The 17,405-nt window shown below is 64.1% G+C and carries 19 protein-coding genes; 18 read left to right on the top strand and 1 reads right to left on the bottom strand.

Annotated elements, in window-relative coordinates; all coding sequences use genetic code 11:
• Positions 1 to 28: 28 nt before the first annotated feature.
• A complete protein-coding gene (locus tag ACVWZT_RS16920) occupies positions 29 to 589 on the top strand; it encodes an exonuclease domain-containing protein (protein WP_457470367.1) in 561 nt (186 codons plus the stop codon).
• Between the two features lie 62 nt (positions 590 to 651).
• Entirely contained in the window at positions 652 to 936 is a 285-nt protein-coding gene (ppnP, locus tag ACVWZT_RS16915) for a pyrimidine/purine nucleoside phosphorylase (protein WP_289135860.1), read from the top strand.
• Between the two features lie 50 nt (positions 937 to 986).
• Here ppnP and ACVWZT_RS16910 read toward each other — a convergent pair whose 3' ends face one another.
• The gene (locus ACVWZT_RS16910; protein ID WP_296234574.1) at positions 987 to 1,679 is read right to left on the bottom strand and encodes an alpha/beta family hydrolase; all 693 of its coding nucleotides are present in this window, start codon (positions 1,677 to 1,679) and stop codon (positions 987 to 989) included.
• Positions 1,680 to 1,729: 50 nt separating this feature from the next.
• Here ACVWZT_RS16910 and ccoN (ACVWZT_RS16905) point away from each other — a divergent pair, with 50 nt between their 5' ends.
• The 16 genes from ccoN (ACVWZT_RS16905) (at position 1,730) to ACVWZT_RS16830 (ending at position 17,388) form a co-directional block, all read left to right on the top strand.
• The gene (ccoN, locus tag ACVWZT_RS16905) at positions 1,730 to 3,154 is read left to right on the top strand and encodes a cytochrome-c oxidase, cbb3-type subunit I (protein WP_296234573.1); all 1,425 of its coding nucleotides are present in this window, start codon (positions 1,730 to 1,732) and stop codon (positions 3,152 to 3,154) included.
• Positions 3,155 to 3,167: 13 nt separating this feature from the next.
• On the top strand, positions 3,168 to 3,776 hold the full coding sequence (ccoO, locus tag ACVWZT_RS16900; protein WP_457470364.1) for a cytochrome-c oxidase, cbb3-type subunit II: 609 nt from the start codon (positions 3,168 to 3,170) through the stop codon (positions 3,774 to 3,776).
• A gap of 5 nt (positions 3,777 to 3,781) precedes the next feature.
• Complete coding sequence (locus ACVWZT_RS16895) at positions 3,782 to 3,973, top strand: cbb3-type cytochrome oxidase subunit 3 (protein ID WP_225778595.1); 192 nt, start codon at positions 3,782 to 3,784, stop codon at positions 3,971 to 3,973.
• Positions 3,970 to 4,911, top strand: coding sequence for a cytochrome-c oxidase, cbb3-type subunit III (ccoP, locus tag ACVWZT_RS16890; RefSeq protein WP_457470362.1), 942 nt, complete (start codon positions 3,970 to 3,972; stop codon positions 4,909 to 4,911). The genes ACVWZT_RS16895 and ccoP (ACVWZT_RS16890) overlap by 4 nt, the downstream gene beginning before the upstream one ends.
• A 456-nt stretch (positions 4,912 to 5,367) precedes the next feature.
• Entirely contained in the window at positions 5,368 to 6,810 is a 1,443-nt protein-coding gene (gene ccoN / locus ACVWZT_RS16885) for a cytochrome-c oxidase, cbb3-type subunit I (protein ID WP_457470361.1), read from the top strand.
• Positions 6,810 to 7,418, top strand: a complete 609-nt coding sequence (ccoO, locus tag ACVWZT_RS16880; RefSeq protein WP_289135854.1) for a cytochrome-c oxidase, cbb3-type subunit II — start codon at positions 6,810 to 6,812, stop codon at positions 7,416 to 7,418. The genes ccoN (ACVWZT_RS16885) and ccoO (ACVWZT_RS16880) overlap by 1 nt, the downstream gene beginning before the upstream one ends.
• Positions 7,419 to 7,423: 5 nt before the next feature.
• Positions 7,424 to 7,621 carry a cbb3-type cytochrome oxidase subunit 3 gene (locus ACVWZT_RS16875; protein ID WP_296231632.1) on the top strand — a complete coding sequence of 66 codons (198 nt, stop codon included), beginning with the start codon at positions 7,424 to 7,426 and terminating at the stop codon, positions 7,619 to 7,621.
• Positions 7,618 to 8,598, top strand: coding sequence for a cytochrome-c oxidase, cbb3-type subunit III (gene ccoP / locus ACVWZT_RS16870; RefSeq protein WP_457470358.1), 981 nt, complete (start codon positions 7,618 to 7,620; stop codon positions 8,596 to 8,598). Before ACVWZT_RS16875 ends, ccoP (ACVWZT_RS16870) begins: the two co-directional genes overlap by 4 nt.
• Before the next feature lie 319 nt (positions 8,599 to 8,917).
• Positions 8,918 to 10,333, top strand: coding sequence for a cytochrome c oxidase accessory protein CcoG (gene ccoG, locus ACVWZT_RS16865; RefSeq protein WP_296231411.1), 1,416 nt, complete (start codon positions 8,918 to 8,920; stop codon positions 10,331 to 10,333).
• A 15-nt stretch (positions 10,334 to 10,348) separates the two neighbouring features.
• The gene (locus tag ACVWZT_RS16860) at positions 10,349 to 10,873 is read left to right on the top strand and encodes a FixH family protein (protein ID WP_296231412.1); all 525 of its coding nucleotides are present in this window, start codon (positions 10,349 to 10,351) and stop codon (positions 10,871 to 10,873) included.
• Between the two features lie 148 nt (positions 10,874 to 11,021).
• Complete coding sequence (locus ACVWZT_RS16855) at positions 11,022 to 13,496, top strand: heavy metal translocating P-type ATPase (RefSeq protein WP_457470356.1); 2,475 nt, start codon at positions 11,022 to 11,024, stop codon at positions 13,494 to 13,496.
• Positions 13,475 to 13,690 carry a cbb3-type cytochrome oxidase assembly protein CcoS gene (ccoS, locus tag ACVWZT_RS16850; protein ID WP_296231415.1) on the top strand — a complete coding sequence of 72 codons (216 nt, stop codon included), beginning with the start codon at positions 13,475 to 13,477 and terminating at the stop codon, positions 13,688 to 13,690. The genes ACVWZT_RS16855 and ccoS overlap by 22 nt, the downstream gene beginning before the upstream one ends.
• Complete coding sequence (locus ACVWZT_RS16845) at positions 13,683 to 14,366, top strand: sulfite exporter TauE/SafE family protein (RefSeq protein WP_457470354.1); 684 nt, start codon at positions 13,683 to 13,685, stop codon at positions 14,364 to 14,366. Before ccoS ends, ACVWZT_RS16845 begins: the two co-directional genes overlap by 8 nt.
• A 119-nt stretch (positions 14,367 to 14,485) precedes the next feature.
• Complete coding sequence (gene hemN / locus ACVWZT_RS16840; RefSeq protein WP_457470352.1) at positions 14,486 to 15,868, top strand: oxygen-independent coproporphyrinogen III oxidase; 1,383 nt, start codon at positions 14,486 to 14,488, stop codon at positions 15,866 to 15,868.
• A gap of 182 nt (positions 15,869 to 16,050) precedes the next feature.
• Positions 16,051 to 16,785 (top strand): Crp/Fnr family transcriptional regulator FnrA, encoded by a 735-nt coding sequence (gene fnrA, locus ACVWZT_RS16835; RefSeq protein ID WP_015271145.1) that lies wholly within the window; start codon positions 16,051 to 16,053, stop codon positions 16,783 to 16,785.
• Positions 16,786 to 16,839: 54 nt separating this feature from the next.
• Positions 16,840 to 17,388 (top strand): adenine phosphoribosyltransferase, encoded by a 549-nt coding sequence (locus ACVWZT_RS16830; RefSeq protein WP_296231419.1) that lies wholly within the window; start codon positions 16,840 to 16,842, stop codon positions 17,386 to 17,388.
• Positions 17,389 to 17,405: the final 17 nt, after the last annotated feature.

Here is a 17,405-nt window from a genome sequence, read left to right as displayed (position 1 = left end):
TCTAGCAGGATCTGCAAGGGAGCCTGGTATGGGCCAGTGGTTGGTGATCGACCTGGAAGCCACCACCGACAAGGGTGGTTGGCCAGTCACAGAGATGGAAGTCATTGAAATTGGCGCGAGCCTGGTTACCCGCGAGGGCCGCGAAGTCGACCACTTCCAGCGCTTCGTCAAGCCCCGGCGTCGGCCGCAGTTGACCCCGTTCTGCCGCGAACTGACACACATCAGCCAGGCCGAGGTAGACAGTGCTGCCCCCTTCCACGAAGTGTGGGCAAGCTTCGAGCGTTGGCTCGGACACCACCGTGAGCAGCTTCAGGCCTGGGTCAGCTGGGGAGACTACGACCGCCAGCAGTTGCATCAGGAATGGCAGCTGCACGGGCTGGACAGCCTGCTGCGGAGCCTGCCGCACATCAACCTCAAGCAACGTTTCGCCAAGGCCCGCCATCTGCAGCGCCCAACCGGCCTGAACGGTGCCCTGCAACTGGCCGGCATGCACTTTTGCGGGCAGCAGCACCGGGCTCTGGAAGATGCACGCAATACTGCACGGCTACTGCCCTTGACCCTCCCGCCAACGGCACCTGAAAGCAGATGACGGGGGCTGAGGGCTTGGGCATACTGGCCAGCCCTTTTTCATCCCTTTTTCTGGAGTCGCCCATGTTCAAGGTCAACGAGTACTTCAACGGCACCGTCAAGTCGATCGCCTTCGCCGGCGAAGAAGGCCCGGCCACTGTCGGTGTGATGGCCCCGGGCGAATACGAGTTCGGCACTGCCAAGCGCGAGATCATGCACGTGGTGTCGGGTGCACTGATCGTGAAGCTGCCAGGCAGCGACAACTGGGAAACCTTCAAAGCCGGCGACAAATTCAACGTGCCGGCCGACAGCAAGTTCCAGTTGCAGGTGAAAGTGGATACCGCCTACCTGTGCGAGTACCGCGACTAAGCGGTAGCCGGTGCCGGTTTCTTCGCGGGTAAACCCGCGACCAACCGGCACTATCGCGACAGGAATGCCGCAACCTTCTCTGCCGCCGCCTGCAAATGCTGCTCATGGCTGAACCCCGAAGCTTTCAACGGCTTCAGGTCATGGTCCGCGGCCACTAGCCAGCTCACCTCGATGGCCGGCGACAGCACATAGCCTGCCACCGTCTCACGGTTGCCCAGTGCATCCCGCTCACCCTGCACGATCAATGTCGGCGTCTGCAATGCGGCCAGGTGCTCGACCCGTGGCTTTTCCGGCTTGCCCACGGCATGGAACGGGTAGCCCAGGCACACCAGCGCATCCACCCCCAACGCGTCGGCCACCAAACTGGCCATGCGCCCGCCCATGGACTTGCCGCCCACAGCCAGCCTGCCCGTGACCAAAGGTCGCACCTGCTGGTAGACCTCGCGCCAACATTCGAGCAACACCTTCTGCGGGTTCGGCGGCCGCTTGCCACCCCCTGCCCTGCGCTCGGCCATGTACGGGAACTCGAAGCGCAGCACCGCGACCCCAAGCGCCGCCAGCCTTTGCGCCATTTCATTCATGAACCCGCTGTCCATTGGCGCACCCGCGCCATGGGCCAGGATCAGGCAGCCCTTGTAACCGCCCCTGCCCTCTAGCTGCGGGGGATCGCAGCGCAAGCCTGGGACATTTCCGACCTTCGCCCATTGATCCCCGTCAATACCGGCACTTTGCCCATTAATCATGCTTGCCTCGCTGTAAAGCCTGCCAAATAACCGTGGATGGGAACCCATACATGAACACAACCAGCAGTACCGCCTATAACTACAAGGTGGTCCGCCAATTCGCCATCATGACGGTGGTGTGGGGAATCGTCGGGATGGGGCTCGGCGTCTTCATCGCCGCCCAGCTCGCCTGGCCTTCCCTCAACTTCGACCTCCCCTGGACCAGCTTCGGCCGCCTGCGCCCCCTGCATACCAATGCGGTGATCTTCGCCTTCGGCGGCTGCGCGCTGTTCGCCACCTCCTATTATTCGGTGCAACGCACCTGCCAGACCACCCTGTTCGCCCCGGGCCTGGCCGCGTTCACCTTCTGGGGCTGGCAACTGGTGATCCTGCTGGCGGCCATCAGCCTGCCGCTGGGCTACACCACCTCCAAGGAATACGCCGAGCTGGAATGGCCGATCGACATCCTGATCACCATCGTCTGGGTGAGCTACGCCATCGTGTTCTTCGGCACGCTGATGAAGCGCACCACCAAGCACATCTACGTCGGCAACTGGTTCTTCGGCGGCTTCATCCTGACCGTGGCGATGCTGCACGTGGTCAACAACCTCGAGCTGCCGGTCAGCCTGACCAAATCCTACTCGGTATACGCCGGTGCCACCGACGCCATGGTGCAATGGTGGTACGGCCACAACGCGGTGGGCTTCTTCCTCACTGCCGGCTTCCTGGGGATGATGTACTACTACGTGCCCAAGCAGGCCGAACGCCCGGTGTACTCCTATCGCCTGTCGATCGTGCACTTCTGGGCGCTGATCACCCTGTACATCTGGGCCGGCCCGCACCACCTGCACTACACCGCCCTGCCCGACTGGGCACAGTCGCTGGGCATGGTGATGTCGCTGATCCTGCTGGCACCGAGCTGGGGCGGCATGATCAACGGCATGATGACTCTGTCCGGCGCCTGGCACAAACTGCGCAGCGACCCGATCCTGCGCTTCCTGGTGGTGTCGCTGGCGTTCTACGGCATGTCCACCTTCGAAGGCCCGATGATGGCCATCAAGACGGTCAACGCACTGTCCCACTACACCGACTGGACCATCGGCCACGTCCATGCCGGCGCTCTCGGCTGGGTGGCGATGATCTCGATCGGCGCCCTGTACCACACCATTCCGAAAGTATTCGGCAAGGAGCGCATGCACAGTATCGGCCTGATCAACGCGCACTTCTGGCTGGCCACCATCGGTACCGTGCTGTACATCGCCTCGATGTGGGTCAACGGTATCGCCCAGGGCCTGATGTGGCGCGCGGTCAACAGCGACGGCACGCTCACCTACTCGTTCGTGGAAACCCTGGTGGCCAGCCACCCAGGCTTCATCGTGCGCTTCGTCGGCGGTGCGATCTTCCTCAGCGGCATGTTCCTGATGGCCTGGAACACCTGGCGCACCGTGCGTTCGCCGGCGCTCGATGTCGCCCCTGCGAACGCCCAGCTGGCTTGAGGAGACCTGCCTGATGAAACATGAAGTCATCGAGAAAAACGTCGGCCTGCTGGCCCTGCTGATGGTGTTCGCCGTCAGTATCGGCGGCCTGACCCAGATCGTCCCGCTGTTCTTCCAGGACGTCACCAACAAGCCGGTGGAAGGCATGAAGCCCTACACCGCGCTGCAACTGGAAGGCCGCGACATCTACATCCGCGAAGGTTGCGTGGGCTGCCACTCGCAGATGATCCGCCCGTTCCGCGCCGAAACCGAGCGCTACGGCCACTACTCGGTGGCCGGTGAAAGCGTCTGGGACCACCCGTTCCTGTGGGGCTCCAAGCGGACCGGACCGGACCTGGCCCGGGTCGGCGGCCGCTACTCGGACGACTGGCACCGCGCCCACCTGTACAACCCGCGCAACGTGGTACCGGAGTCGAAGATGCCGTCGTATCCGTGGCTGGTGGCGCAGCCGGTCGACAACAGCCACACCGACACCAAGATGCGCACCCTGCGCACCCTCGGTGTGCCGTACAGCGACGATGACATCGCCGGGGCCCGCGACGCGCTCAAGGGCAAGACCGAGATGGACGCCCTGGTCGCCTACCTGCAGGTGCTCGGCACCGCGATCAAGAACAAGAGGTGAGTGCGATGGAACTGGACATCGGCATGATCCGCGGCCTGGGCACCCTGGTGGTGATGATCGCCTTCATCGGCCTCACCCTGTGGGTATTCAACCGCCGCCGCGACCGTGATTTCGCCGAAGCGCGGCTGCTGCCCTTCGTCGACGACCGCCTGCCCGCTGCCGGGCAGGAACCTGCTGTAAGGAGCAATGGGCAATGACCACCTTCTGGAGTACCTACATCAGCGTGCTGACCCTCGGCAGCCTGATCGGCCTGACCTGGCTGCTGCTCGGCACCCGCAAGGGGCAGAGCAACAGCACCACCGACCAGACCATGGGCCACAGCTTCGACGGCATCGAGGAGTACGACAACCCGCTGCCCAAGTGGTGGTTCTGGTTGTTCGTCGGCACCCTGGTGTTCTCGGTCGGCTACCTGATCCTCTACCCGGGCCTGGGCAACTGGAAGGGCATCCTGCCGGGTTATGAAAATGGCTGGACGGGTGCCAACGAATGGCAGAAGGAAATGGCCAAGGCCGACGCCAGGTTCGGGCCGATCTTCGCCAAGTACGCGGCCATGCCGGTGGAAGAAGTCGCCAAGGACCCACAGGCGCTGAAAATGGGCAGCCGCCTGTTCGCCTCCAACTGTTCGGTGTGCCATGGCTCGGATGCCAAGGGCGCCTATGGTTTCCCCAACCTCACCGACCAGTCCTGGCGCTGGGGTGGCGATGCGGAAACCATCAAGGCTTCGATCATGAACGGCCGCCACGGGGTGATGCCGGCCTGGGCCGAAGTGATCGGCGAACAGGGTGTGGCGGACGTGGCTGCGTTCGTGCTGAGCGACCTCGGTCAACGCAGCCTGCCGGAAGGGGCCAGGGCCGACGCAGCCAAGGGCAAGGCCATATTCGCCGCCAACTGCGTGGCTTGCCACGGGCCTGAAGGCAAGGGCACACCGGCCATGGGTGCGCCAGACCTGACCCACCCGCAGGCATTCATCTACGGTTCGAGCTTTGCCCAGTTGCAGCAGACCATTCGTTATGGCCGCCAGGGTCAGATGCCGGCGCAGGCCGAGATCCAGGGCAATGACAAGGTGCACCTGTTGGCGGCTTATGTGTACAGCCTGTCGCAGGATGCTGCTGCCGAAACCGTGACTGCCAAGTGAGTTCGCCAAGAGAAATTCGGCGCCTGTAGGATCGAGCGCCGCCCGCGATGCACCGCGCGGGCGGCGCTCGATATCTGCCTCGCCAGAAGAATCGAACCCCTCATCTCCGCTTCTGCGCACTCTCCCAGCCCTACCCCTCCCTTGCACCCCCTCCGAACAGAACTAAGCTTGTTGCCTCAGTGGGCTTCGCTGCGAAAGCACCGAAGCAGACACGGCGCACGGCCTGTCACCGTTTCGACAAAAGCCTGACCGATCGATCAGAAAAATATGAAAAACGGTACACATTACAAATATTTATTTGTGTACAATCGATCAGGCCCGACTACTGCGGGACATCAGTTGACGGGCTCGGGCACGGGTCGGCGTACCAAAGTTGCGTTGCGGTAACCACGGTGGTTATCAATACTGGCGCCGATTTTCGACCAACAAGAACATCAAAACCGTGGAACCTTAGCAATGAGCACAGCAATCAGTCCGACTGCTTATAACTACAAGGTCGTCCGCCAGTTCGCCATCATGACGGTGGTCTGGGGGATCCTTGGCATGGGCCTCGGCGTCTTCATCGCCTCGCAGCTGGTGTGGCCGCAACTGAACCTGGACCTGCCCTGGACCAGCTTCGGCCGCCTGCGCCCGCTGCATACCAACCTGGTGATTTTCGCCTTCGGGGGCTGTGCGCTGTTCGGCACCAGCTACTACGTGGTGCAACGCACCTGCCAGACCCGGCTGATCTCCGACAGCATGGCCGCCTTCACCTTCTGGGGTTGGCAGGCGGTGATCGTCGGTGCACTGATCACCCTGCCGATGGGCTACACCACCACCAAGGAATACGCCGAACTCGAATGGCCGCTGGCGATCCTGCTGGCCGTCGTCTGGGTCACCTACGGGCTGGTGTTCTTCGGCACCATCGTCAAGCGCAAGACCCGGCACATCTATGTCGGCAACTGGTTCTACGGCGCCTTCATCGTGGTCACCGCGATGCTGCACATCGTCAACCACATCTCGCTGCCGGTAAGCCTGTTCAAGTCGTACTCGGCCTACTCCGGGGCCACCGATGCGATGATCCAGTGGTGGTACGGCCACAATGCCGTGGGCTTCTTCCTCACCACCGGCTTCCTCGGGATGATGTACTACTTCGTGCCCAAGCAGGCCGAGCGGCCGATCTACTCGTATCGCCTGTCGATCGTGCACTTCTGGGCGCTGATCACCCTGTACATCTGGGCCGGCCCGCACCACCTGCACTACACCGCCCTGCCCGACTGGGCACAGTCACTGGGCATGGTGATGTCGATCATCCTGCTGGCACCGAGCTGGGGTGGCATGATCAACGGCATGATGACCCTGTCCGGTGCCTGGCACAAACTGCGCACCGACCCGATCCTGCGCTTCCTGGTGGTTTCGCTGGCGTTCTACGGCATGTCCACCTTCGAAGGCCCGATGATGGCCATCAAGACGGTGAACTCGCTGTCGCACTACACCGACTGGACCATCGGCCACGTGCACGCCGGCGCGCTCGGCTGGGTGGCGATGATCTCGATCGGTGCCGTGTACCACATGATCCCGCGCCTGTATGGGCGCGAGCAGATGCACAGCGTCGGCCTGATCAACGCGCACTTCTGGCTGGCCACCATCGGTACCGTGCTGTACATCGCCTCGATGTGGGTCAACGGCATTACCCAAGGCCTGATGTGGCGCGCCATCAACGATGACGGCACCCTCACCTACTCCTTCGTCGAAGCCCTGCAGGCCAGCCACCCTGGCTATATCGTCCGCGCCCTGGGCGGCGCGTTCTTCGCCAGCGGCATGCTGCTGATGGCCTACAACGTGCTGCGTACCGTGCGTGCTGCCAACCCGGTACAGGCAGAGGAAGCCGCCAAGATCGTCGTCGTGGGAGCGCACTGATGAAGCATGAAGCCGTCGAGAAGAACATAGGCCTGCTGGCCTTCTTCATGGTCATCGCCGTGAGCGTCGGTGGCCTGACCCAGATCGTCCCGCTGTTTTTCCAGGACGTCACCAACAAACCCGTCGAAGGCATGAAGCCGCGCACCGCGCTGGAGCTTGAAGGCCGCGACATCTATATCCGCGAAGGCTGCGTGGGCTGCCACTCGCAGATGATCCGCCCGTTCCGCGCCGAAACCGAGCGCTACGGCCATTACTCGGTGGCCGGTGAAAGCGTCTGGGACCACCCGTTCCTGTGGGGCTCCAAGCGGACCGGGCCGGACCTGGCCCGGGTCGGCGGCCGCTACTCGGATGACTGGCACCGCGCCCACCTGTACAACCCGCGCAACGTGGTACCGGAGTCGAAGATGCCGTCCTACCCGTGGCTGGTCGAGCACAAGCTCGACGGCAAGGACACCGCGAAGAAGATGGAAGTGCTGCGCACTCTTGGCGTGCCGTACAGCGACGCCGACATCGCCGGGGCCCGCGACGCGGTCAAGGGCAAGACCGAAATGGACGCCCTCGTCGCGTACCTGCAAGGTCTTGGCACCATCATCAAGAGCAAACGGTGACGCTGATGGATATCGGGATGATTCGCGGCCTGGGCACCGTCGTGGTGATGGTGGCGTTCGTGGGCCTGGCGCTATGGGTGTTCAGCCCAAGGCGGAAAAAGGACTTCGACGAAGCGACCCAACTGCCCTTCGCGGATGACCCCTCAGCCTGCCGCCACGTCGAGCAAGAGCAAGCAAAAGCTTCTGGGAGCAAACAACAATGACAACCTTCTGGAGTCTGTACGTTACCGTCCTGACCCTGGGCACCATCTTCTCGCTGACCTGGCTGCTGCTGTCGACCCGCAAGGGCCAGCGCGAAGAGGTTACCGACGAAACCGTCGGGCATGCTTTCGATGGCATCGAGGAATACGACAACCCGCTGCCGAAATGGTGGTTCTGGCTGTTTGTCGGCACCATCATCTTCGCCTTGGGCTACCTGGTGCTGTACCCCGGCCTGGGCAACTGGAAAGGCGTGCTGCCGGGCTATTCGTACCTGGACAACGACAAGCAGACCGAGTTTTCCAACGGCCAGCCGGGCTGGACGGGCGTGCATGAGTGGGAAAAGGAAATGGCCAAGGCCGATGCCCGCTTCGGGCCGATCTTCGCCAGGTTCGCCGCCATGCCTATCGAGGAAGTGGCCAAGGACCCGCAAGCACTGAAAATGGGCGCGCGGCTGTTCGCCTCCAACTGCTCGGTATGTCACGGCTCCGACGCCAAGGGTGCCTTCGGTTTCCCCAACCTGACCGACAACGACTGGCGCTGGGGCGGCGAGCCGGACACCATCAAGACCACCATCATGGGCGGCCGTCACGGGGTGATGCCGGCCTGGGCCGAGGTGATCGGCGACCAGGGCGTGGCTGACGTGGCAGCGTTCGTGGTCAGCAAGCTGGATGGCCGCAGCCTGCCGGAAGGCGCGAAGGCCGATGTCGAGAACGGGCAGAAGATCTTCGCCGCCAACTGTGTGGCCTGCCACGGGCCGGAAGGCAAAGGTACCCCTGCCATGGGCGCGCCGAACCTGACCCACCCGCAGGCGTTCATCTACGGCTCGAGCTTCGCTCAGTTGCAGCAGACCATCCGTTACGGTCGCCAAGGGCAGATGCCGGCCCAGGCGCAGCTGCAGGGCAATGACAAGGTGCACTTGCTGGCCGCTTATGTGTACAGCCTGTCACAGCAGGACCAGGCGCCGGCCAAGGCCGAGTAAGCAGGCCCGGCCTCTTCGCGGGTAAACCCGCTCCCACAGGTACTGCACTGCCTCAGGACCTGTGCGATCCCTGTGGGAGCGGGTTCACCCGCGAAGAGGCCGGCAAAGACATAGCATTTCTTGCAGGCAGATGACCTGGATCAATTGACACCCGCCATAACACGATTCACGCCACAAACCCAACGCGACTAAAGGTCGCAGTGCGACCCCATACTGCCATCAGCGGCGTATCATGGGCCGCAGAGCGCTAGCAGATTGCGCCAGACTGCGGCCGGCACGCATTGGCCGCGGCGTTTTTCCACTGCCGTGGGACTTGATGATGAGCAAGCAAATTCCGGTACATGACGTCACCCCGCCTGCCAGCAAAGGGAAGGACTCCGTCGACCTGTACGCCTCCCGCGAGAAGATCTACACCCGTGCCTTCACCGGCCTGTTCCGGCGCCTGCGCATGGTCGGCGGTGCCGTGCTGTTCCTGCTCTACTTCGGTACCGTCTGGCTGAACTGGGGCGGCCACCAGGCCGTGTGGTGGAACTTGCCCGAGCGCAAGTTCTACATCTTCGGTGCCACCATCTGGCCGCAGGATTTCATCCTGCTCTCCGGCATCCTCATCGTCGCCGCCTTCGGCCTGTTCTTCATCACCGTGTTCGCCGGCCGCGTGTGGTGCGGCTACACCTGCCCGCAAAGCGTGTGGACGTGGATTTTCATGTGGTGCGAAAAGGTCACCGAGGGCGACCGCAACCAGCGCATGAAGCTGGACAAGGCGCCCATGAGTGGCAACAAGTTCCTGCGCAAGCTCGCCAAGCACAGCCTGTGGCTGCTGATCGGTTTCGTCACCGGCATGACCTTCGTCGGTTATTTCTCGCCGATCCGCGAACTGGCCATCGAATTCTTCACTGGCCAGGCCGACGGCTGGGCCTACTTCTGGGTCGGCTTCTTCACCCTCGCCACCTATGGCAACGCCGGCTGGCTGCGTGAACAGGTCTGCGTGTACATGTGCCCCTATGCGCGCTTCCAGAGCGTGATGTTCGACAAGGACACGCTGATCGTGTCCTACGACCCGCGCCGTGGCGAAACCCGCGGCCCGCGCAAGAAGGACCTGGACTACAAGGCCCACGGCCTGGGCGACTGCATCGACTGCACCATGTGCGTACAGGTCTGCCCCACCGGCATCGACATCCGGGACGGCCTGCAGATCGAGTGCATCGGCTGCGCCGCCTGCATCGATGCCTGCGACACCATCATGGACAAGATGAACTACCCGCGCGGGCTGATCAGCTACACCACCGAACACAACCTGTCGGGGCAGAAGACCCACCTGCTGCGCCCACGCCTGATCGGCTACGCGTTGGTACTGGTGGTGATGATCATTGGCCTGGCCACCGCCTTCGCGACCCGTTCGCTGGTCGGTTTCGATGTCAGCAAGGACCGCGTGCTGTACCGCGAGAACGCCCAGGGCCGGATCGAGAACGTGTACAGCCTGAAGGTGATGAACAAGGACCAGCGCGACCACGTCTACGTGCTGGACGCCGCCGGCCTGCCGGACCTCCGGCTCGAAGGTCAGCGCGAGATCCGCGTGGCGGCCGGTGATATCGTCAGCCTGCCGGTGCAACTGTCGATTGCCCCCGAGAAACTGCCCTCGACCACCAACGACGTCACCTTCATCCTCAAGAGCGCCGATGACAGCGACGCCCAGGTTGAAGCCAAGAGCCGCTTCATCGGCCCACAGATCCGCTGAGAGAGATAACCGACAATGCCTGCCACCGCCGCCAGCCCCTGGTACAAGCACCTCTGGCCCTGGATCATCATCGGCATCCTGGCCACTTCGGTATGCCTGAGCCTGAGCATGGTCAGCATCGCCGTGCGCAACCCGGACAACCTGGTCAATGACAACTACTACGAGGCCGGCAAGGGCATCAACCGCTCGCTGGACCGTGAACTGCTGGCGCAGAAACTGGGCCTGAAGGCCAGTGTGCACCTCGACGAGCTGACCGGCGAAGTGGAGCTGCGCCTGAGCGGCAGCAGCGACCCGCAGAGCCTGGAGCTGAACCTGATTTCGCCGACCCAGCCGGAGAAGGACCGCAAGGTACTGCTGAGCCGTGCCGAAACCGGGCGTTATGTGGGGCAACTGGAAGACAAGGTCGACGGGCGCCGCTTCGTGGAGTTGCTCGGCAGCCAGGACGCGCATGTGTGGCGGCTGTTCGAGGAAGAGAAGGTCGAGCATGGCGTGACCTTGCAGCTGGGCGATGAAGCGCTTCAAGGTGCCGAACACCGATGATTGCACCATCACGCCCCCCTTGTGGGAGCGGGCTTGCCCCGCGAAAAGGCCTGACCTGTGAACATCATTTCCCAGGCCTGGCCCTTTCGCGGGGCAAGCCCGCTCCCACAGGGACCTACGTTCCCGTCAGAATTATTGTGTTCGCCTTATGACCCAACCCACCCCCTGCTACCACTGCGCCCTGCCCGTCCCCGCCGGCAGCCGCTTCACCGCCGTGGTTCTGGGCGAGCCCCGGCAGTTCTGCTGCCCCGGTTGCCAGGCGGTGGCCGAATCGATCGTCGCCGGCGGCCTGGAGCATTATTACCAGCACCGCAGCGACAGCAGCGCCAACCCCGAAGCACTGCCAAAACAACTCCAGGACGAATTGACCCTGTACGACCGCAGCGACGTTCAGCAGAGCTTCGTCCGCCATGCTGGGGACCTGGCCGAAACGACCCTGCTGGTCGAAGGCATCAGCTGCGCCGCCTGTGGCTGGCTCATCGAAAAACACCTGCGCAACCTGCCCGGCGTCGCCGAGGCACGCCTGAACCTGTCCAACCACCGCCTCCTGCTGACCTGGAACGACCAGCTGCTGCCGCTGTCGCGCCTGCTCGCCGAGCTGCGCCAGATCGGCTATGCAGCCCACCCCTACCAGCCCGACCAGGCCGCCGAGCAGTTGGCGCGCGAGAACCGCAGTGCCCTGCGCCGCCTGGGCGTGGCCGGGCTGCTGTGGTTCCAGGCGATGATGGCAACCATGGCCACCTGGCCGGAATTCAACATCGACCTGTCGCCCGAACTGCACACCATCCTCAGGTGGGTGGCACTGTTTCTCACCATCCCCATCGTCTTCTACAGCTGCGCGCCGTTCTTCAAGGGCGCCGCGCGCGACTTGCGCACCCGTCACCTGACCATGGACGTTTCGGTGTCGCTGGCCATTGGCCTGGCTTTCGCCGCCGGCATCTGGACCACCATCACCGGCAGCGGCGAACTGTACTTCGACACCGTGGGCATGTTCGCCCTGTTTCTGCTCACCGGTCGCTACCTGGAACGCCGTGCCCGTGAACGCACGGCAGCGGCCACTGCGCAACTGGTCAACCTGCTGCCCGCCTCATGCCTGCGCCTGGATGCCCACGGCCACACCGAACGCATCCTGCTCAGCGAGCTGCAGCGCGGCGACCGGGTACAGGTGCTGCCAGGCGCGGTGATCCCTGCCGACGGCTGCATTGTCGATGGCCGCTCCAGCATCGATGAATCGCTGCTCACCGGCGAATACCTGCCGCAACCACGCCGCGCCGGCGATCGTGTCACCGGCGGCACGCTGAATGTCGAAAGCCCGCTGCATGTGCAAGTCGAAGCCGTGGGCGCCGATTCGCGGCTATCCGCCATCGTTCGCCTGCTGGAGCGTGCGCAGACTGAAAAACCGCGCCTGGCCGAAATCGCCGACCGCGCCTCGCAGTGGTTCCTGCTCTGCTCGTTGCTCGCCGCCCTGGCCATCGGCCTGTGGTGGTGGCACCTGGACCCGGCGCGGGCGTTCTGGATCGTGCTGGCCATGCTGGTGGCGACCTGCCCTTGCGCGCTGTCCCTGGCCACGCCCACGGCCTTGACCGCCGCCACCGGCACCTTGCACAAGCTTGGCCTGCTGGTTACCCGTGGCCATGTGCTGGAAGGCCTGAACCAGATCGACACGGTGGTTTTCGACAAGACCGGCACACTGACCGAAGGCCGCCTGACCTTGCGCAGCATCCGCCCGCTCGGCAACCTGCCGGCCGAGCGCTGCCTGGCCTTGGCCGCGGCCTTGGAAAACCGCTCCGAACACCCCATCGCGCGTGCCTTCGGCCGCAGCGCCAGCCCTGCCGACGATGTGCAGAGCGTGCCGGGCCTGGGCCTGGAAGGCCAGGTGGCAGGCCAGCTGCTGCGCATTGGCCAGGCCACCTTCGTCAGCGCCCTGAGCGGCGCAGCGCCCCCCGCCGTACCGGAACCGCGCGGCCAGTGGCTGCTGCTGGGCGACCGCCAAGGGCCGCTGGCCTGGTTCGGCCTGGATGATCGCCTGCGCGACGATGCCCCTGCCCTGCTGGACGCTTGCAAGGCCCGTGGCTGGCGCACGCTGCTGCTATCCGGTGACAGCTCGCCGATGGTTGCCGAAGTCGCCGCACAGCTGGGCATCGACCAGGCCATCGGCGGCCTGCGCCCGGACGACAAGCTGGACCGGCTGAAGGCGCTGCAGACGGCCGGGCGCAAGGTGCTGATGCTGGGCGACGGGGTCAACGACGTACCAGTGCTGGCCGCCGCCGACATCAGCATAGCCATGGGCAGTGCCACCGACCTGGCCAAGACCAGCGCAGATGCCGTACTGCTGTCCAACCGCCTGTCGGCGCTGGTACAGGCCTTCGAGCTGGCCCGCCGCACCCGCCGCAACATCCTCCAGAATCTGTTGTGGGCGACTCTGTATAATGGCCTGGTGTTGCCGTTCGCCGCGCTCGGCTGGATCACCCCGGTGTGGGCGGCCATCGGCATGTCGATCAGTTCGCTGGTGGTGGTGCTCAATGCCATGCGCCTGACCCGCGCGCCGCTGGCACCGGGCCTGCCTACGAATGAAGCGTCCTTGCCTGGGAGAAAGCCATCATGCCCGCCCTCTATGTCATGATCCCCGCCGCACTGCTGCTGGTTGGCGTGGCCGTGTACATTTTCTTCTGGGCGGTGGACAGCGGCCAGTACGACGACCTCGAAAGCCCTGCCCACAGCATCCTGTTCGACGACCAGGACCCGCGCCACCAGGCGGCAGTAGCGCCTGACGACGGCCAGGCCGCCCCCGCCAAGGAACCGCCACCCCGTGCCTGACCTGCTTGCCCTGCTCGGCTCGGCATTGATCCTCGGCCTGCTCGGCGGCGGCCACTGCCTGGGCATGTGTGGCGGCCTGATGGGCGCGCTGACCCTGGCCATTCCCCCGGAACAACGCGGCCGGCGCCTGCGCCTGCTGCTGGCGTACAACCTTGGCCGGGTGCTCAGTTATGGCTGTGCCGGCCTGCTGCTGGGCCTGGCCGGCTGGGCCGTGGCCAGCAGCCCTGCGGCCCTGGCGCTGCGGGTGCTGGCGGCGCTGCTGTTGATCGTCATGGGGCTGTACCTGGCCGGCTGGTGGAGCGGGCTGACCCGCATCGAGGCGCTGGGCCGCGGACTGTGGCGGCATATCCAGCCCGTGGCATCGCGCTTGCTGCCGGTGTCCAGCCTGCCGCGCGCATTGCTGCTCGGGGCACTATGGGGGTGGCTGCCATGCGGGCTGGTATACAGCACCTTGCTGTGGGCGGCCAGCCAGGGCAACGCCGGGCACAGCGCAGCGTTGATGCTGGCGTTCGGGGTGGGAACGTGGCCGGTGCTGCTGGCGACCGGGCTGGCGGCAGAACGGGTCAACACTTTGTTGAAACGACGCAGTGTGCGCGTGACTGGCGGAGTGCTGGTGATGTTGTTTGGCATCTGGACCTTGCCCGGGCCGCACCAGCATTGGCTGATGGGGCACTGAAGGAGGCCGCTTTGCGGCCTCGCAATCCGCCGCCGATTCACCTTGATACAAATCAACACAGATTCCTGCAGACAACCCTAGACTCCGGTGCATTGCTGCTCTTTCCGGGGACCGCCCTCATGCTCGACGACCTACGTTGGGATACCGACCTGATCCGCCGCTACGACCTGGCCGGACCACGCTACACCTCATACCCGACCGCCGTGCAACTGCACAGCGAAGTGGGCTCGTTCGACCTGCTCCACGCCCTGCGCGAGAGCCGTCGGGCCGTGCGCCCGCTGTCGCTGTACGTGCACGTGCCGTTCTGTGCAAACATTTGTTACTACTGCGCCTGTAACAAAGTCATTACCAAGGACCGGGCCCGTGCCGCGCCGTACCTGCAGCGCCTGGAACAGGAAATCCAGCTGATCGCCTGCCACCTCGACCCCAGGCAACGAGTCGAACAGCTGCATTTCGGCGGCGGCACCCCGACCTTCCTCAGCCATGTGGAACTGCGCCAGCTGATGGCCACCCTGCGCCAGCATTTCCACCTGCTGGACGACGACTCCGGTGACTACGGCATCGAGATCGACCCCCGCGAGGCTGACTGGTCGACCATGGGCCTGCTGCGCGAACTGGGCTTCAACCGCGTCAGCCTCGGCGTGCAGGACCTCGACCCGGCCGTGCAGCGCGCAGTCAACCGCCTGCAGAGCCTGGAACAGACCCGGACCCTGATCGAGGCCGCGCGCACCCTGCAGTTCCGCTCGATCAACCTCGACCTGATCTACGGCCTGCCCAAACAGACCCCGGAAGGCTTCGCCCGTACCGTCGAGGAGGTGATCCGCCTGCAACCCGACCGCCTGTCGGTATTCAACTACGCTCACCTGCCCGAACGCTTCATGCCGCAACGGCGCATCGACAGCAATGACCTGCCCAGCGCAACCGCCAAGCTGGAGATGCTGCATGCCACCATCGACCAGCTGACCGCAGCCGGCTATCGCTATATCGGCATGGACCACTTCGCCCTACCCGACGACGAGCTGGCCATCGCCCAGGAAGAAGGCACTCTGCAGCGCAATTTCCAGGGCTATACCACCCACGGCCACTGTGACCTGATCGGCCTGGGCGTGTCGGCCATCAGCCAGATCGGCGACCTGTACTGCCAGAACAGCAGTGACCTCAACACCTACCAGGACAGCCTTTCCAACGCCCAACTGGCCACCCAGCGCGGGCTGATCTGCAACCACGACGACCGCTTGCGCCGGGCGGTGATCCAGCAGCTGATCTGCCATTTCGAGCTGGACTTCGAGCCGATCGAGCAGGCCTTCAGCATCGATTTCCGCGGCTACTTCAATGACCTCTGGCCAGAACTGCTGACCTTGCAGCGCGACGGCCTGATCCGCCTGGACGACCAGGGCATCCGCATCCTGCCGGCCGGGCGCCTGCTGGCACGCTCGGTGTGCATGGTGTTCGATGCCTACCTGGGGCAGCACAACCGCCAGCGCTTTTCCCGGGTAATCTGAAACCGAGTCGTTCGACCGCATGGACAAGCTTCCTCGCCAGGCACACTATGGGCACAGTAATGGCCCCGGCACACGCACCGGGGCCTGGCCAGTTCGCCGCACGACAGCGCACGCTGGCCTACTACCTATGCCGTGAGTTACCCTTACGTCTTATGTGTGCTTTCCCACAAGGATCGAAGAAAATGTCCGAGCCAGTCAAACTGCGCCCACACAACCAGGCCCATTGCAAGGACTGCAGCCTGGCCCCCCTGTGCCTGCCCCTGTCGCTGAACCTCGAAGACATGGATGCACTTGACGAAATCGTCAAGCGCGGGCGGCCGCTGAAGAAAGGCGAGTTCCTGTTCCGCCAGGGCGACAACTTCGGCTCGGTCTACGCGGTACGCTCCGGCGCCCTGAAAACCTTCAGCCTCAGCGACAGCGGCGAAGAGCAGATCACCGGCTTCCACCTGCCCAGCGAGCTGGTCGGCCTGTCGGGCATGGACACCGAGGCCTATCCGGTGTCGGCCCAGGCGCAGGAAACCACCTCGGTGTGTGAAATCCCCTTCGAGCGCCTCGACGAACTGTCGGTGCAGCTGCCCCAGCTACGTCGCCAGCTGATGCGGGTGATGAGCCGGGAAATCCGCGATGACCAGCAAATGATGCTGCTGCTGTCGAAAAAGACCGCTGACGAGCGCATCGCCACCTTCCTGGTCAACCTTTCGGCGCGCTTCCGTGCCCGCGGCTATTCGGCCAACCAGTTCCGCCTGAGCATGTCGCGCAACGAAATCGGCAATTACCTTGGCCTGGCCGTGGAAACCGTGTCGCGGGTGTTCACCCGCTTCCAGCAGAACGGCCTGATCCGCGCCGAAGGCAAGGAAGTGCACATCCTCGACCCGATCCAGCTGTGCGCGCTGGCCGGCGGTGCGATGGAGGCCTGAGGCGGCGTTTAGCAGGTATACTTGGGCATTCGTTTTCCCAGGATACCCGCAACAATGCACAGCGACGCCTTCGACCTCAAAGCCCTGATCCGCCCGGTAGTGGACTTCCCCAAGCCGGGCGTGATCTTCCGCGACATCACCCCGCTGTTCCAGTCGCCGCGCGGGCTGCGCTATGTGGCCGACCAGTTCATCGAGCGCTATGTCGAGGCCGAGTTCAGCCACATCGGTGCCATGGATGCGCGAGGCTTCCTGATCGGCTCGATCATCGCCCACCAACTGAACAAGCCGCTGATCCTGTTCCGCAAGCAAGGCAAGCTGCCCGCTGATGTGCTGAGCGAGGCCTACCAGACCGAGTACGGCGAAGCGTTTCTGGAAGTGCACGCCGACAGCCTGTGCGAAGGGGATGCGGTGCTGATCTTCGATGACCTGATTGCGACTGGCGGTACGCTGCTGGCAGCGGCCAACCTGGTGCGTCGGACCGGTGCGCGGGTGTTCGAGGCGGCGGCAATCATCGACCTGCCGGAACTGGACGGGTCGCGCCGACTGCAGGCGGCGGGTGTGCCGACATTCTGCCTGACCGAGTTTTCGCTCAGCGAATATTGAGGTGGAAATTGGGGCTG

This window comes from Pseudomonas sp. TE21394 (assembly GCF_054057835.1).
Note: the sequence above shows the minus strand (reverse complement) of the source record. Positions and strands in the feature narration are given on the sequence as shown.

Coding starts and splice junctions, on each gene's coding strand:
- ACVWZT_RS16920 (WP_457470367.1), top strand. CDS start 29: ATGGGCCAGTGGTTGGTGATCGACCTGGAAGCCACCACCGACAAGGGT.
- ppnP (WP_289135860.1), top strand. CDS start 652: ATGTTCAAGGTCAACGAGTACTTCAACGGCACCGTCAAGTCGATCGCC.
- ACVWZT_RS16910 (WP_296234574.1), bottom strand. CDS start 1,679: ATGATTAATGGGCAAAGTGCCGGTATTGACGGGGATCAATGGGCGAAG.
- ccoN (WP_296234573.1), top strand. CDS start 1,730: ATGAACACAACCAGCAGTACCGCCTATAACTACAAGGTGGTCCGCCAA.
- ccoO (WP_457470364.1), top strand. CDS start 3,168: ATGAAACATGAAGTCATCGAGAAAAACGTCGGCCTGCTGGCCCTGCTG.
- ACVWZT_RS16895 (WP_225778595.1), top strand. CDS start 3,782: ATGGAACTGGACATCGGCATGATCCGCGGCCTGGGCACCCTGGTGGTG.
- ccoP (WP_457470362.1), top strand. CDS start 3,970: ATGACCACCTTCTGGAGTACCTACATCAGCGTGCTGACCCTCGGCAGC.
- ccoN (WP_457470361.1), top strand. CDS start 5,368: ATGAGCACAGCAATCAGTCCGACTGCTTATAACTACAAGGTCGTCCGC.
- ccoO (WP_289135854.1), top strand. CDS start 6,810: ATGAAGCATGAAGCCGTCGAGAAGAACATAGGCCTGCTGGCCTTCTTC.
- ACVWZT_RS16875 (WP_296231632.1), top strand. CDS start 7,424: ATGGATATCGGGATGATTCGCGGCCTGGGCACCGTCGTGGTGATGGTG.
- ccoP (WP_457470358.1), top strand. CDS start 7,618: ATGACAACCTTCTGGAGTCTGTACGTTACCGTCCTGACCCTGGGCACC.
- ccoG (WP_296231411.1), top strand. CDS start 8,918: ATGAGCAAGCAAATTCCGGTACATGACGTCACCCCGCCTGCCAGCAAA.
- ACVWZT_RS16860 (WP_296231412.1), top strand. CDS start 10,349: ATGCCTGCCACCGCCGCCAGCCCCTGGTACAAGCACCTCTGGCCCTGG.
- ACVWZT_RS16855 (WP_457470356.1), top strand. CDS start 11,022: ATGACCCAACCCACCCCCTGCTACCACTGCGCCCTGCCCGTCCCCGCC.
- ccoS (WP_296231415.1), top strand. CDS start 13,475: ATGCCCGCCCTCTATGTCATGATCCCCGCCGCACTGCTGCTGGTTGGC.
- hemN (WP_457470352.1), top strand. CDS start 14,486: ATGCTCGACGACCTACGTTGGGATACCGACCTGATCCGCCGCTACGAC.
- fnrA (WP_015271145.1), top strand. CDS start 16,051: ATGTCCGAGCCAGTCAAACTGCGCCCACACAACCAGGCCCATTGCAAG.
- ACVWZT_RS16830 (WP_296231419.1), top strand. CDS start 16,840: ATGCACAGCGACGCCTTCGACCTCAAAGCCCTGATCCGCCCGGTAGTG.